Source organism: Micromonospora sp. NPDC023869, assembly GCF_055559695.1.
Window position 1 is genome coordinate 162,804 of the sequence record NZ_JBVHKD010000006.1, and the last position, 14,984, is coordinate 177,787.

At 72.3% G+C, this 14,984-nt stretch carries 12 protein-coding genes; 6 read left to right on the forward strand and 6 right to left on the reverse strand.

Features of this window, described 5'->3' with window-relative positions; genetic code table 11:
- Positions 1-19: 19 nt before the first annotated feature.
- Positions 20-406 (reverse strand): DUF7144 family membrane protein, encoded by a 387-nt coding sequence (locus tag ACZ31C_RS18720; RefSeq protein WP_350696929.1) that lies wholly within the window; start codon positions 404-406, stop codon positions 20-22.
- A gap of 103 nt (positions 407-509) precedes the next feature.
- Positions 510-1,292, reverse strand: a complete 783-nt coding sequence (locus ACZ31C_RS18725) for an alpha/beta fold hydrolase (protein WP_465796361.1) — start codon at positions 1,290-1,292, stop codon at positions 510-512.
- A 128-nt stretch (positions 1,293-1,420) separates the two neighbouring features.
- Between ACZ31C_RS18725 and ACZ31C_RS18730 the strand changes: the two genes are divergently transcribed.
- The gene (locus tag ACZ31C_RS18730; protein WP_465796362.1) at positions 1,421-3,853 is read left to right on the forward strand and encodes a glycogen debranching N-terminal domain-containing protein; all 2,433 of its coding nucleotides are present in this window, start codon (positions 1,421-1,423) and stop codon (positions 3,851-3,853) included.
- Between the two features lie 53 nt (positions 3,854-3,906).
- Here ACZ31C_RS18730 and ACZ31C_RS18735 read toward each other — a convergent pair whose 3' ends face one another.
- Positions 3,907-4,872 (reverse strand): bile acid:sodium symporter family protein, encoded by a 966-nt coding sequence (locus tag ACZ31C_RS18735; RefSeq protein ID WP_465796363.1) that lies wholly within the window; start codon positions 4,870-4,872, stop codon positions 3,907-3,909.
- Between the two features lie 134 nt (positions 4,873-5,006).
- Here ACZ31C_RS18735 and ACZ31C_RS18740 point away from each other — a divergent pair, with 134 nt between their 5' ends.
- Together ACZ31C_RS18740 and ACZ31C_RS18745 are read left to right on the forward strand one after the other, a co-directional pair.
- Positions 5,007-5,867 carry a LysR family transcriptional regulator gene (locus ACZ31C_RS18740; RefSeq protein WP_465796364.1) on the forward strand — a complete coding sequence of 287 codons (861 nt, stop codon included), beginning with the start codon at positions 5,007-5,009 and terminating at the stop codon, positions 5,865-5,867.
- A 68-nt stretch (positions 5,868-5,935) separates the two neighbouring features.
- Positions 5,936-7,393, forward strand: coding sequence for a pentapeptide repeat-containing protein (locus tag ACZ31C_RS18745; RefSeq protein WP_465796365.1), 1,458 nt, complete (start codon positions 5,936-5,938; stop codon positions 7,391-7,393).
- A gap of 45 nt (positions 7,394-7,438) precedes the next feature.
- Here the strand turns inward: ACZ31C_RS18745 and ACZ31C_RS18750 are convergent, their stop codons facing one another.
- From ACZ31C_RS18750 to ACZ31C_RS18760, 3 genes are all read right to left on the reverse strand, one after another.
- Complete coding sequence (locus ACZ31C_RS18750; RefSeq protein ID WP_465796366.1) at positions 7,439-8,557, reverse strand: PQQ-dependent sugar dehydrogenase; 1,119 nt, start codon at positions 8,555-8,557, stop codon at positions 7,439-7,441.
- Positions 8,558-8,665: 108 nt separating this feature from the next.
- Positions 8,666-9,712, reverse strand: coding sequence for an NAD(P)-dependent alcohol dehydrogenase (locus ACZ31C_RS18755; protein WP_465796367.1), 1,047 nt, complete (start codon positions 9,710-9,712; stop codon positions 8,666-8,668).
- Between the two features lie 161 nt (positions 9,713-9,873).
- The gene (locus ACZ31C_RS18760) at positions 9,874-10,833 is read right to left on the reverse strand and encodes a TIGR03557 family F420-dependent LLM class oxidoreductase (protein ID WP_465796368.1); all 960 of its coding nucleotides are present in this window, start codon (positions 10,831-10,833) and stop codon (positions 9,874-9,876) included.
- Positions 10,834-11,090: 257 nt separating this feature from the next.
- Between ACZ31C_RS18760 and ACZ31C_RS18765 the strand changes: the two genes are divergently transcribed.
- From ACZ31C_RS18765 to ACZ31C_RS18775, 3 genes are all read left to right on the forward strand, one after another.
- A complete protein-coding gene (locus tag ACZ31C_RS18765) occupies positions 11,091-12,563 on the forward strand; it encodes a hypothetical protein (RefSeq protein ID WP_465796369.1) in 1,473 nt (490 codons plus the stop codon).
- Positions 12,564-12,929: 366 nt separating this feature from the next.
- The gene (locus tag ACZ31C_RS18770) at positions 12,930-14,114 is read left to right on the forward strand and encodes a M14 family zinc carboxypeptidase (RefSeq protein ID WP_465796370.1); all 1,185 of its coding nucleotides are present in this window, start codon (positions 12,930-12,932) and stop codon (positions 14,112-14,114) included.
- Between the two features lie 199 nt (positions 14,115-14,313).
- A complete protein-coding gene (locus ACZ31C_RS18775; RefSeq protein WP_465796371.1) occupies positions 14,314-14,910 on the forward strand; it encodes an NADAR family protein in 597 nt (198 codons plus the stop codon).
- Positions 14,911-14,984 lie beyond the last annotated feature (74 nt).

Sequence of the window (14,984 nt, forward strand, 5' to 3'; positions counted from 1 at the left end):
GGGCCGGGTCCGGCGCGGTTCAGCGGGCTGGGCCGGAGCGGTGCAGGAGCACCAGCCGGGCGGCGGCCAGAGCCGGCCCGAGCACCAGCACCGTCTGCACCGGGTGGTAGGTGAACAGGAACAGGTGCAGCACGACGAAGACCGCCACGGCGGCCAGCGCGAGCACCGTCGACCAACGGCGGCCGAGGGGTACGAGCGCCCCGGCCAGTGCCGTGCCCACCGCGGCGACCAGTCGGAGCCAGACCCACCCGGTGATGTCGTGCTGGTGGACGACGCCCTCGCCGATCGAGACGTACCGGTCACCGGTCAGGTCGGCGCCGGCCGCGACCGCGTCGAAGATCCCGGCGGCGCCGAGCAGCACTCCCGCCAGCAGCAGCGCCCGAGCCCGTACGTCGTCCGTCCTCACCGCTCCCCCGTCATCGGCCGACCCGGCGGCGGCCCGTGGCGCGCCGGTCCGGTCGGCCCGTCCCGCTCCGGCGCCGGTCGCCCCCGTCCCGTGCGCGGCGCGCTCAGCGGGTGATCTCCAGGTGGCGGTCGATCATCGCGTTCACCTGTGCCGGCACCTCCAGTTGCACGAAGTGCCCGGAGCCGGCGGTCTGCCCGATGTGCGATTCGGGGACGAGTCGGGTGAGGTGGGCGTAGTCGGCGAAGGGCGCGTCGGTGCCGATCATCAGCAACGGCCGGGCCCAGGTGGTCAACGCCGCCACGTCGGCGCCCTGCCGCACGTACGCGGCCAGGCCGGCGATCGGCTCGTAGGCGATCTCGGTGGCGGGCCGGCCCATCGCCCGGACGACCCGCTCCACCAGGCGCGGCTCGGAGTAGGGCCGGAAGTACGAGCGGACGATCGTCTCCCGGGCCGCGCCCGACGTGTCGTCGCGCAGCGATTCGGCCACCTGGTCGAGCGACTCGGCGGCCCCCGGCGGCCCGGCCACCGCGGAATCGAGCATCACCAGCCCGGTGATGCGACTCCGGTCGGCGGCTGCGGCGGCCAACGACCAGACCCCGCCGAGGCTGTGCCCGATCACCGTGACCCGGCGCAGATCCAGCGCCTCGACCAGGGCGCGCAGGTGACCGCCCATCTGCTCGACGCCGTACCCGTCGGGCGAGGGTGGACTGTCGCCGTGGCCGGGCATGTCGACGGCGACCACCCGGGCCGGTCGGGCGGCCAGGTGACGGGCCACGGGCTCCAGGTACGTGTGGTCGCCGCACCAGCCGTGGACGAGCAGGAACGTGTCACCCCGTCCGGGCCCGTACGTGTGGTAGCGCATCCCTGCCGCGATCCGTCCGTCCACCGTCGCACCTCCCCGGACCCGATGTGTCCGCACTTCCACTGAAGCACGGCCCCGCACCAGAAGACAATTATATGTTGTATGTCCGATTTACCGTGTTACCGGCGCGGCGGGTGGACGGGGAGGGGCAGGTGGACGGACTGCTCGACAGCTTCTTCGCGAGCCTGGCCGAGACACCGCCCGGTCGCCTGCCCACCACGCCCACCGGAGTGCTCCGCCTCGACTTCGACGGGGACGACACCTGGTTCGTCACGCTCGCCGACGGCCGCGCCCACGCGCGCCGGGACGGCAGCCACGCCGACTGTCGGGTGGAGATGAGCCGGGCCTCCTTCGAGCGCCTCCTCGCCGGCCACGACCACTTCGTCTCGATGCTGTTCCGGGGAGTGCTCTCGGTCGAGGGCGACCTCGCCCTGATGCACCTCTTCCGCCGGCTGCTGCCGGTGGCCGCCTACAGTGGCGCCACCGAGCCGGCCGAATTGGGTACGGCCTTCGCCGAGCCCGGCCTGGTCGGACTCCAGCAGGCCACCCGCATCTTCGCCGGCAGCCTGTTCATGATCAGCGAAGCCAACGGGAACGTCGGGACCACACCGACCACGCCGATGGGCCTCTACTTCTTCGACACCCGGTTCCTGTCGACCTGGGACCTGACCCTCGACGGGGAGCAACTCTCGGTGCTCTCCCACGACGCGGTGCACACCTGGGAGTCCCGGTTCGGGCTGGTGCCCGGTGAGCCCACCCACTACGTCAGCGCGACCACCTCGATCATGCGGCGACGCCGGGTGGACAAGGAGTTCCAGGAGGAGATCACCCTGCTCAACCACGCGCCCGCAGCAGTGCGCTACACCATGCGACTGGCGGTCGCCGCGGACTTCGCCGAGGTCCCCGAGGTCCGCAGCGGCCTCCGCCGGGACCGACCGGTGGTCGCCACGGTGGAGCGGGACACCCTGCGGCTGCACTACAAGCGGGAGAGCCTGCACCGGGAGACCGTGGTCACGGCCAGCGAACCGGCCGTCATCGACGAGGACGGGTTGACCTTCACGGTCACGGTCGAGGCGAAGAGCGCCTGGAGCACCAGGCTGCGGGTGCTCACCCTCGTCCGTGACCTGCACAGCCGTGACCTGCGGGAGCGGCTGAACAGCTCGACCGGACGCTCCGACACCCGACTCCTGACCGACATCGCCCGGCTGACCTCGTCGGCACCCCGGCTACGCGCCGACTACGGGCCGTTGCAGCAGGCGTACGAGCGGTCCGTGCACGACCTCGCCGCGCTGCACTACCCCGGCCTCAACTACCTCGAGGGGCTACCCGCCACCGGCCTGCCCTGGTCGATGACCCTGCTGGTCAGGGAGAGCCTGGTCAGCAGCTTCCAGGCGCTGCCCTTCCTGCCGGAACGGGCGGCCCGGACCCTGCGCATCCTGGCGCTGACCCAGGGCGCGCGCGACGACCCGTTCCGGGGCGAACAGCCGGGCAAGATCGTCCAGGAGTGCCGGTACGGCGACTCGGCCGCCTTCAACGACACCCCCGAGTCGGCCAACTTCACCGCCGTCGACACCACCGCGCTCTTCGTCATCCTGCTCGACGAGTACGAGCGGTGGACCGGCGACGCCGACGTGGTCCGCGGCTACGAGTACGAGGTGCGGGCGGCCATCGCCTGGCTCGACGGCCCCGCCGACCCGCATCGCACCGGTTACGTCTGGGCCGGGTGCGAGACCAGCCGCACCGAGCAGGTGGGCGGCACCTGGCGCAGCTCGGCGCAGGCGATCTGCTTCGCCGACGGCCGTCCGGCCGGGTTCCCGCAGGCGACCTGTGAGGTCCAGGGCTACACCTACGACGCCAAACGGCGGGCCGCCCGGATGGCGCGCCTGTTCTGGGGGGACCCGGAGTGGGCCGACAGACTGGACCGCGAGGCCGCCGAGTTGCAGGACCGCTTCGACCGGGACTTCTGGCTGCCCGAGCGGGGGCACTACGCGGTGGCGCTCTCCGTCGACGGCCGACCGGTGGACGGGCTGGCCTCGAACATGGGCCACCTGCTCTGGAGCGACATGGTCCCGATGTCGCGGCGCGACGACGTGGTGCGGCACCTGTTCGGTCCCGGCCTCTGGTCGGGCTGGGGCATCCGCACCGTCGCCGAGGACGAACCCGGCTACAACCCGCTCGGGCGGCACACCGGCGCGGTCTGGCCCTGGGACAACTCGGTGATCGCGTGGGGGCTGTGCCGGGCCGGGTTCCGTGCGGAGGCGGCGCGCATCGCCGAGGGGATGCTGGAGGCGAGCCGCTACTTCGACGGCCGGCTGCCCGCGTACCTCACCGGCTACGACCGGGCCGCCACCAAGGTCCCGGTGCCGTACGGGCTCGCCGACAGCCCGTACGCCCCGTCCAGCGGTACGCCCCTAATGGTGCTGCGGACGCTGCTCGGCCTGGAGCCGTACGCGAACCACCTGGCGGTGGAGGCCGGGGTGCCGGAACAGATGGGCCAGATCGAGCTGCTCGACATCCCCGGTCGGTGGGGATACACCGACGCGCTGGGCCGGGGCCGCGCCTTCCGTCCACGCCGCACGCCCTGAGGTGTAAGGAGGGGACCCCTCCTATACACGAGGCGTTAGTAGGGGACCCCTCCTTACCCGCGGTCAGCCCAGCGGCGGGCGATGGCGGCACAGACGACGAGTTGGATCTGGTGGTAGATCATCAGGGGCAGCACCAGCAGGCCGAGCGCCTCGGGCTGCACCAGCACGGCGGCCATCGGCAGCCCGGTGGCCAGGCTCTTCTTGGCCCCGCAGAACAGGATCGTCACCTGGTCGGGCCGCTCGAAGCGGAGTAGCCGGCCACCGGCGTACAGCAGCCCCAGCACCAGCGCGAGCAGCCCGGCGACGACGGCGATCAGGACGGCCAGCCGTCCCGGCGAGACCTCGTCCCAGACCCCGGCCACCACGCCGGCGCTGAAGGCCGAGTAGACCACCAGCAGGATCGCGCCCCGGTCGACCCGGCCGGTCAGTGAGCGGTGCCGCTCGATCCAGCCGGCGGTCCACCGGCGGGAGAGTTGACCCGCGACGAACGGCACGAGCAGTTGCAGCACCACCGTGCCGATCGAGCCGGCGCTGACGCGTACCTCGCCGGAGCCCTGGAGCAGCAGGGTGACCAGCAGCGGGGTGAGCGCGATGCCGGCGATGTTGGAGAAGGAGGCGGTGAAGACGGCCGCCGGCACGTTGCCCCGGGCGATGGCGGTGAACGCGATCGAGGTCTGCACCGTGGACGGCACCGCGCAGAGGAAGAGCAGCCCCTGGTACAGCTCGGGGGTCAGCACCGCCGGTCGCAGCGGTGCGGCGGCGAGCCCGAGCAGCGGGAAGAGGACGAACGTGGCGAGCAGCACCACCGCGTGCAGCCGCCAGTGCCGGGCACCGGCGAGCGCCGCCCTCGGGGCGATCTTGGCGCCGTGCAGGAAGAAGAGCAACGCCACCGCGACCTGGGCCGCCACCCGCCCCGCCTCGGCGGCCGTGCCCCGCAACGGGAGCAGGGCGGCCAACGCCACGGTGCCGAACAGCGCCGCGATGAACGGGTCGATCGGCAGCCGACGCGGCCAGCGCATCGCCTCTCCCCTCCGGTCGCTCCTGCCGTCCGCCCACCTCGGGGCGGCTGCCCGACCATTGTCGGCCCGGATGGATCAGTGGGAAAGGCGATCATCATGCTGACTGCCATCACACAACGTGATAGCTTCGCCGGGTGTACGACCCCGTTCAGCTGCGCAGCTTCCTGGCGGTGGCCCAGGCTCTGAGCTTCACCCGGGCGGCGGCCCGACTGGGGCTGCGCCAGTCCACGGTGAGTCAGCACGTCCGGCGGCTGGAGGCCGAGACCGGCCGCGCGTTGTTCGTGCGGGACACGCACAGCGTCGGCCTCACCGTCGACGGCGAGGCGATGGTGACCTTCGCCCGCGACATCCTGGACGCGGGCGACCGTGCCCGACGCCACTTCGCCGCCGGACCGGTACGCGGCCGGCTTCGGCTCGGCGTCTCCGACGACCTGATCTCCACCCACCTGCCCCGGGTGCTGCGCGACTTCCGGCACCGCCATCCGCTGGTGCACCTGGAGCTGACCGTCGACCTGAGCGGCACCCTGCACCACCGGCTCGACGCGCAGCAGTTGGACGTGGTCTTCGCCAAGCGCCTGGCCGGGCAGGACCGGGGCCGGCTGGTCTGGCGGGACCGGCTGATCTGGCTGGCGGCCCCCGGTCACCGGCTCGGTCCGGACGAACCGGTGCCGCTGGTCGCGTACCCGCCGCCCAGCATCTCCCGGGCGCAGGCCCTAGACGCGCTCGGCGCGGCCGGTCGCGCCTGGCAGCTCACCTGCACCAGCACCAGCCTCGGTGGGCTGGTAGCTGCGACCCGTGCCGGTCTCGGGGTGATGGCGCACTCTGCCGAGCTGGTCCCGCCCGGGTTGGTGCCGGCCCCGGCCGGACACCGGTTGCCGCCGCTGGGCGAGGTGGAGTTCGTCCTGCTGCACCGCGACAGCGCGCCCGCCGACACGGTGGCCGCGCTGGCCGAGGCGATCCTGACCGCGGGCGCCCGCACCGCACCCGCGTCCTGAGCGGTGCCACAGGGCAGCGGTCCGGCCGACCATGATCACGATGGGCGTCGCCGTACTAGGCTCGCGCCGTGGACGACACCTCGACGGCGTACCGCGAGGCGGTGCGACGGCTGACCGCCGCCGTGCCCGGCGCGCGGTTCGCGGCGGCGCAGGCACTGGTCGCCCTCGGCGCGACCGACCCCGCACGGCGACAGCCGATCGCCGACACGATCTGCGCGTGGTTGCGGTCCGCGCCCGCGCCGGAGGACGTCGACGCCGAGGAACGTCGGGCGGTGCTGCGCCTGCTCACCGACCGACTGCGCGGCTCCGGCCCGGCCCCGAGGACCCCGCCCTGGGACGGGATCGGCGTGGACCTGTCCGGCGCGACGCTGCACGACGCCGACTTCCGCGCCTGTCGACTGCGGGCGGCCCGGTTCGCCGACACCCGGTTCCACGGTGTCACCGCCTTCGAGGGGGTAGTCGTCGACACCGACGCGTCGTTCTCGCGCGCGGTCTTCGCCGACGACGCCACCTTCACCGGCCTGCGGGTCACCGGCGACGCCGCCTTCGGCCGGACCCGGTTCCGGGGACGGACCGACTTCACCGGCGCGGTGTTCGCCGGCATGGCCTGGTTCGGCCGGGGCGCCGAGACCTGGTGGGAGGAGGACGAGGCGTGGGACACGGTGGACGAGATCACCCCGGCGCCGTGGGAGGAGCCCAACGAGGACGACCCGCACTGGCCGGTGGCGGTCCTGGTGGAGGACTACCAGGACTGGGAGGAGGGTGGCGACGGCGCGCGGTTCGTCGGTGACGTGTCGTTCCGGGACGTACGCTTCGACGGCCCGGCCTGGTTCCACCACGCTCGCTTCGGGGCCCGGGCGACCTTCACCGGTGCCCGGTTCGCCGGGCGGGCCCACCTCACCCACCCCGGCGGTGACCTGACCGGCGCCCACTGGTCCGGCGGCACCGACGACGGCGAGTCGCAGTGGCCGTTCGGCTGGACGGTGGACGCCACGGGCGGTCCCCTGACGCCGGACGCCTCGGTCGCGCCGTACACCCGGCAGTTGGCCGACACCGACCCGGTGGTGCGTGCGGCCGGGCTGCGGATCCTGGCCCGGCTCGGGGACGACCGACCCGAGCTGCGGCAGCGCGTCGTGACGGCGTTCTGCGCCTTCCTGCGGGTGCCCGTGCCGTTCCCGCTGGACGCCGAGGGCCGCACCGCCGGGCAGGACGCCCTGCTGCGGGAACGGCGACTGGCGCAGCGGCTGCTCGCCGACCGGCTGCGTCCGGGGCCGGGACAGTGGCGGGGGGTGCACCTGTGGCTCTGCGGCGCCACGCTGGTCGACCTCGACCTGCGTGGCGGTGAGGCCGGACACGTCGACTTCACCGGTGCCCAGTTCCACGGCACCACCCGCCTCGACGGCAGCCGGTTCGACCGCGTCTCGTTCAGCCTGGACGGGCCGTCGGGCCGGGCCGTCTTCCACGGTGACGTGGTGTTCGGCACCGCGCCGCCGGAGCACGTGGTCCTGCACGGCGCGGTGGCCTGACACCCGCATCCCCGGCGGACCCCGTCGGGCCCGCCGGGCCACGGTTCAGCGAGCCGGGAAGCGCAGCACCCGGTCGTCGCCGTCACGGACGTCGCCCCGCCCGTCGGTGTTGGACGTGGTGACCCAGAGCGCCCCGTCCGGGGCCACCTGCACGGTACGCAGCCGCCCGTACCCGTCGAGCCGCGCGGACGGCTCGCCGAGCCGATCACCGTCGAGCGGCACCACCCAGAGCCGCTCGCCGCGCAGCGCCGCGACGTAGGCGTTGCCGGCGGTGATCGCCATGCCGGACGGCGACGCCTCGCGGGTGGACCAGGTGACCAGCGGGTTGGTGTAGCGCCCGCCCGCGGTGTCGCCCTCACCCTCGACCTCGGGCCAGCCGTAGTTGCCCCCGGCCTCGATCAGGTTGACCTCGTCGACGTCGTTCTGCCCGAACTCGGTGGCGAAGAGTCGGCCCTCCGGGTCCCAGGCCAGGCCCTGCACGTTGCGGTGCCCGAGGCTGTAGACCGGAGAGCCGGCGGTCGGGTTGCCGGCCGCCGGTTCGCCGTCCGGCGTGAGCCGCAGGATCTTGCCGGCCGGGCTGGCCGGGTCCTGGGAGCTGCCGGTGTCCCCGGCGTCGCCGGTGCCGACGTACAGCAAGCCGTCGGGGCCGAAGGCGATGCGTCCGCCGTTGTGGAAGCTGGCCTTGGGGATGCCGGAGAAGACCACCTCCGGCTGGCCGCCGTCGAGCCGGAACCGGACGATGCGGTTGTCGTCGGACGCGGTGAAGTAGGCGTAGACCAGGTCGTCGTCGGCGAAGTCCGGCGACACGGCGAGCCCGAGCAGCCCGCCCTCACCACCGGCGCTCACGCCGGGCACCGTGGTGACCTCGTCGGGCGTGCCGCCGCCCGGAGAGATCCGCAGGACCCGGCCGGTGTTGCGCTCGGCGACCAGCGCGTCGCCGCCGGGCAGGAACGCCAGCCCCCACGGCACGTCGATGCCCCGGGCCAGTTCCTCCCCCGCGTCGAGGTCGGGCGCCGCCGACGGGGAACTGCTCGCCGTGCTGGTGGCCACCGGGCCCGGGTCCGGGCCGGGGCCGGTGGCGTCGGTGTCGCCGTTGCCGCACGCGGCGGTCCCGGCCACCAGCAGTACGGCCAGGGCCGATCCGGCCCACACGTGGTATCGCATTCGTCTCCTTCGGCGGTCTGCTGCGTCGTCCGGTCCTGCGAGCAGCGAACCAGGTGGCGGCGAAAATTGAGGAAAAGGCGGGCCGAGCACGCGTCGGCGCACCCCGGCTCAGGACGTCATCGTGGACATGTCGATCACGAACCGGTAGCGCACGTCGGCGGCGAGCACCCGCTCCCAGGCGTCGTTGACCTGGGCTGCCTCGATCACCTCCACCTCGGGGGCGATCCCCCGCTCGGCGCAGAGGTCGAGCATCTCCTGGGTCTCGCGGATCCCGCCGATGGTGGACCCGGCCAGCGACCGCCGGTTGTCGAAGAGCGTGAACATGCGGACCGGCATCGGCTCCGGCGGCGCGCCGACGGTCACCAGCGTGCCGTCCAGGGCGAGCAGGTTCAGGTAGTCCTCCAGGTCGATCTGCGCGCTCACCGTGTTGACGATCAGGTCGAAGCCGTACCGCAGCCGGGTGAAGGTCTCCGGGTCGTTGGTGGCGTGGTAGTGCGTGGCACCGAGGCGCAGCCCGTCGTCGCGCTTGTTCAGCGTCTGGGACAGCACCGTCACCTCCGCGCCCATCGCGGCGGCGAGCTGCACCGCCATGTGGCCGAGACCGCCGAGGCCGACCACCGCGACCCGGCGGCCGGGCCCGGCCTTCCAGTGCCGCAGCGGCGAGTACGTGGTGATGCCGGCGCAGAGCAGCGGCGCGGCCTTCTCGAACGGGATCGACTCGGGGATCCGCAGCACGAAGTGCTCGTCCACCACGATGTGCGTCGAGTAGCCGCCCTGGGTGACCGAGCCGTCCCGGTCGGTGCCGTTGTAGGTGTCGGTGAACCCGCGCAGGCAGTACTGCTCCTGACCGGCCTGGCAGTTGGCGCACTCCCGGCACGAGTCGACCATGCAGCCGACCCCGACCCGGTCACCCACGGCGTGCCGGGTCACCTCCGCACCGACCTCGGTGACGACGCCGACGATCTCGTGCCCGACGGTCAGCGGGTACGGCACGGTGCCCCAGTCGCCGCGCACGGTGTGGATGTCGGAGTGGCAGATCCCGGCCCAGGCGATCTGGATCAGCACGTCGCGGGGTCCCACCTCCCGTCGACGGATCTGACCCGGCGCGAGGGGCGCGGTCGCGGACGAGGCGGTGTAGGCGCTGACGAGGGTCACAGCTCTCCCAGGTAGGACGGGTCGACGCGGGCCGCCACGGGGTGGGGCGAGGGCGGCATGATCGAGCCTAGCCGCGCCTGCGCACCGCAGCAGAGCACGACGACGCGCCGCGACACCCCGCGACGAAGCGGGTACGCGGCGCGCGGACGGGAGTGCGGCGGTCAGCCGAGTGCGCGCAGGCGCTCGGCCAGGACGTCGCGGAAGAAGTCGAGGAACCCGTCCGGATCCGGCCCGGCGTTCTGCAGCACGATGTGGTCGAAACCGGCGTCGACGTACGTGCGGACCGCCTGGACGTACGTGTCCGGGTCGGGGCCGACGGCGAACTGCGCGCGGACGTCGTCCGGGGTGACGGTCCGCGCGGCAGCCTCGAAGTTGATCGGGTTCGGCAGCTCGCTCATCACCTTCCAGCCGGTGACCGCCCAGCGGCTGGTCTCCCAGGCGGCCCGCACCGCCTGCTCCTCGTCGGTGGCCCAGGCCATCGGGACCTCCGCGTAGCGCGGCCCCTGACCGCCGAGCCGCTGGTAGTTCTGCACCAGGTCGGCCACCGGCTCGGTGGCGAACAGCCCGTCGCCCAGCTCGGCGGCGATGGCCACCGACGCGGCACCGCTGGCGGCGACGGCGATGACCGGCGGACGGTCCGGCAGGTCGAACACCCGCGCGTCCTCCAGGTGCAGGTGCTTGCCCTCGTACGAGTGGTAGCCGCCGGACCAGAGCAGCCGGATGATGTCCAGCGCCTCGCGCAACCGCTCGTGCCGCCCGCGTGCGCTCGGAAACCCCTGGCCGACGACGTGCTCGTTGAGGCGCTCGCCGGCGCCGACGCCGAGCGTGAACCGGTTGTCGGAGATGATCGCAAGGGTGGCGGCGGCCTGCGCGATGATCGCCGGGTGGTAGCGCACCGTCGGGCAGGTCACCCCGGTGGCCAGACCGATCCGGTCGGTACGCGCGGCGACGGCGCCGAGCACCGTCCAGGTGAACGAGGAGTGGCCCTGGTCGTCCAGCCACGGGTGGAAGTGGTCGCTCATCTCGACGAAGTCGAATCCGACCTGTTCGGCCCGGACCGCCTGTCGGATGATCTCGGTCGGCCCGAATCCCTCGCTGGCCAGCTTGTACCCGATCCGCATCGACTCCCCCGCCCCCGACCCGTGCCCTCCCGACCACTGTCGCACTGTCCGGCCGCCCGGGTGGAGGAATCGGAACACCCCTCGGAGACCGGCGACCGGCCCGTGCGGTGCTCCCGACGGGTGGGGAAACTCCGGATTCCTCCGCGCCGAGCGGACTCTACTGTCGATCGCACCGCCGCTGACCCGACCTGACCGGACCACGCCACCGCTCGGCGGCCGGAAGGGCGGGTCGTACCCCCGGCGGCGAGGAGTCCCTGGTGCGCAAGCTTGTCTCGGCCGTCCTCACGGTGGTGCTGCTGCTGACCGCCACGGCCTGCACCGGCAGGTCACCGGTCGACGCGTTGCGCGTGCTGGACGAGGACCCGTACAGCGAGTCCGCGCTGCGGTACGGGATGGCACCCGTGCCGCACCCCGATCTGACGTACCAACCGGACGTGGTCCTCGTCGGCGGCGGTGGCCGCGCGGTGCGCTCGGTCACCGCCGACGGCCTCACCTGGCGGATCGACGCTGCCGCGCCCCGCGCCGACGACCTCGCGCCCGGGAAGGTCATGTTCGTCACCGGCCGTGGGGTCGGCCGGGTGCTCGACCTGCGGCGCGAGGGTGGGGACCTGCTGGCCACGATCGGGCCGGTGACCGTCACCGACGTGATCCGCGACGGCACGCTGGCCCGGCAGGACATCGCGCTCGACGATCCGGTCGCCTACCAGGCCGGTGAGCCGATCTGGACGCTCGACGAGGAGGAGGCCGACGCGGCGCTGGCCACCCCGTCGGGCCGGGCCGGTCGCCACGGACCGCTACGGGTCGCGCCGACGCCGCCCCGGCCGGCGCAGCCGGCACCGGTCCGGGGTGGTGGCGAGGTCAGGTCGGTCGTGGCGAACTTCTCCACCGGAGTCAGCCTGCGCAGCGGGGCCGAGGTGAGCTTCCACTACGACCGCGACGGCACCAAGCTGTCCGGCCGGGCGGCGCTCACCTTCGACCAGCCCAAGGCGAGCTTCCATCTGGACGTCAGGGGTGGCAGCGTGACCCGGGCCGAGCTGTCGATCACCGGCAGCTTCGGCATCCGGTACGCGTTCGAGGCGGGCATTCAGGGAGGGCCGAACATCAAGGCGGTGCTGCCGATCCCGGTCGAGTTCGCCATCCCGATGGGCACCGTGATCGGCGTGCCGCTGGCGCTGACGATCAGTCAGACGGTCAAGGTCACCACCGCGTTCGGCGCGAAGGCCGGGACGCTCAAGGGCAACGGCGAGTTCTCCCTGGCCGGCTCGCTCGGGTACGGGTACGCGGGCGGTACGTTCGACCCACAGGTCAGCAAGAACTTCCAGCGCACGGAAAGCCTGATCAACTCGCTGCGCGGAGTGCCGGTCGGCGTGACGGGCCTGCTCACCGAGCACCGGGTCCGGTTCGACCTGGGGTTCAGCGCGTTCGTGCTCAAGGCCGGCCTCTTCTTCGAGGTATCGACGGCGTACGGGACGACGATGGGGTCGGCGCTGGGCGCGCCGCTGGCGGTGTGCCGTGGCGTGGGCATCGGCATCCGGGCCTCGTACGGCGTCGGCTACACGATCCTGGCCCCGGTGGCGAAGGTGATCAACAAGTTCCTGCGGTTGCTGAACGTCACGCCGATCGACCCGTCCGGCCGGTTGGGGCCGCCGCCGTACCGCATCCACAGCGCCGAAGAGGTCATCCCGCCCGGCACCACGCTCTGCGGCACCCCGAAACCGTCCGCCGACTGAGCCGCCTCCGACATCTGTCGAGGCATCGGAAACAATTGCGGGAAACTGCTCCGACAATCGCCGAACCACTTTCCGACAATCGTCGGACCATCTCCCGACAACTCCTGGCCGTGCGCGCGAAAATAGTCGGCCACACGTTCGGAGTGCAGCTTCCCGGTCGACTGTTGAGGAATTCTTGAGACTTCCCGCCGCCACCCGGCGAGCCCTCCCGAAAATCGGTCGGAATGCTTTCGGAAACACGGTTCCGACATTCGGCCGCAAACGGTGGCCGATCTCTCCGCCGTGCATTGCTACCGGCTCTGACCTGTGCTTAGGTGACGGACTAGATCCACCCGATCACTGTGGAGGACATTCATGCGCTCAGCTATGGCGGCATCGCCAACACGTCGGGTCAAGCGTTCTGTCGCGGTCGCCGCCGCACTACTCATCGGCGCTCCCGGTGCCGTGGTGGCACTCACCGGGCCGGCGGTCGCCCAACCCCTCGAATCGCACTGCGGAAACGAGACCGGCAACAAGTCGGTGCAGGGCTTCATCAGCCACGAGGAACTCCGTCGGAGCCTTCGGCAGATCGAACACACCAGCAACGGCAAGGTCCGCGTCGACGTGGCCGGCCATTCGAACCACGGTCGCGAGATCTGGACCGCCCGGGTCGGCGAGGGCGACCGGGTCGTCCTGATCCAGAGCCAGATCCACGGCAACGAGATGCACGGTACGGCCGCGGTGCTCGACGCCCTGCGGACGCTGGGCAACAACTCGAAGCGGTCCGAGGAGATCCGCAAGGCGGTCACCGTGGTGGCCATCCCCAAGCTCAACCCGGACGGCAGCGAGTTGGACACCCGGCAGAACGCCCGTACCTGGGCCGACGTCGTCGCCGACTTCCCGCAGTTGGCCGACGCCCGGACCGCCTGGAACTACAACACCCGGGTCGGCGGGTTCGACGTGAACCGCGACTTCAACCCCAACCTCGACTACGTGCCCAGCCCCGGCGACTTCCCGGGCAACAGCGCCTCCGTCGGCTGGTACATCACCCCGGAGGCCCAGACCGCCCGGGACGTCTACCGATCGCTGGAGCGGGAGTTCGGCACCGTCGACGTCTTCGCCGACCTGCACAACCAGGCCGCCTGCTACACCGGTGTGGGGATGGACGACTACACCACCCTGTCGATCTCCGGACGCTTCATCACGGACCCGGCGCAGCACGGCAACTGGCCGAAGTTCGACTACGACGCGTCGCGCCGGGTGAACGTCGCGGTCTACGACGCGCTCCAGTCCGGCAACTCCCCGCAGAGCAAGGTCACGCTCTACCCGCAGAACACGAACCTGCCCGGCACCGCGCTGGGTTCGTTCGCGCTGCGCGGTAGCGCCACCATCCTGTTCGAGACGCGTGGCCAGACCCAGTCGTGGGGCCAGAAGCAGCACGGCATGCTGACCAAGCAGGTCGAGGACGGCCTCTTCGGCATCGTCGACTCGATCACCGACGGCACCCTGGACAACATCGACCCCGCGCGCTACGACCTCATCCCCGCTCGGATGAACGTCCCGCGGAGCTGACCCCGCCGAGATGACCGGCGTCGTCCCGACCCAGAAGGCCGGGGCGACGCCGGACGCGTGTGGCGGGGGCGACGCCACGCGCCCATGGCCGGGGCCGACGCCGAGGGCGCGTGGCCGAGGCGACGCCGGGCGTGCATGACCGGCCGCCGCGCCGGAAACCGGGCTGCGGTCGACGCGGTGGACGGGAAGACTGGCCGCCGTGAACGTGTCCAGCGTGGCGGAACTGATCGACCTCGTCTCCTCCGGGGCCGACCTGCGGTATCTGCGGTTCTGGGGTCACCAGCCGCAGCGGGACGGCAGCGTCGGGGTCGGCTGCCTGAGCCAGTGGTGGCCCGCCCGGTTCACCGTCGACGGACACGAGTTCGCCACCGCCGAGCACTACATGATGTGGTCCAAGGCGACGCTGTTCGGCGACGACGACCTGGCCGACCGCGTCCTGACCGGGGCCGATCCGCGCCGGGCCAAGTCGCTCGGGCGGCAGGTCCAGGGCTTCGACCAGGCCACCTGGGAGGCCCATCGGTTCGCGATCGTGGTCGACGCCGGCGTCGCGAAGTTCGGCCAGCATCCCGACCTGCGCGCCTTCCTGCTCGGCACCGGCGACCGGATCCTGGTCGAGGCCAGCCCCGTCGACCGGATCTGGGGCATCGGGCTCACCGCCGACGATCCCCGGGCCGCCGACCCGGCCCGATGGCAGGGTCTCAACCTGCTGGGCTTCGCCCTCGGGTCCGCTCGCGAGCGCCTGCGGACCGAGTTCCCCCGAACCTCGCGTGGACGTGCGTCCCCGTCGATGGGTTGACCCAACTGTAAGACATCTTTACAGTCCTGTTTCGACGCGTGTCGGCAGCTACCCCACGACGACAGAGGGAGTGG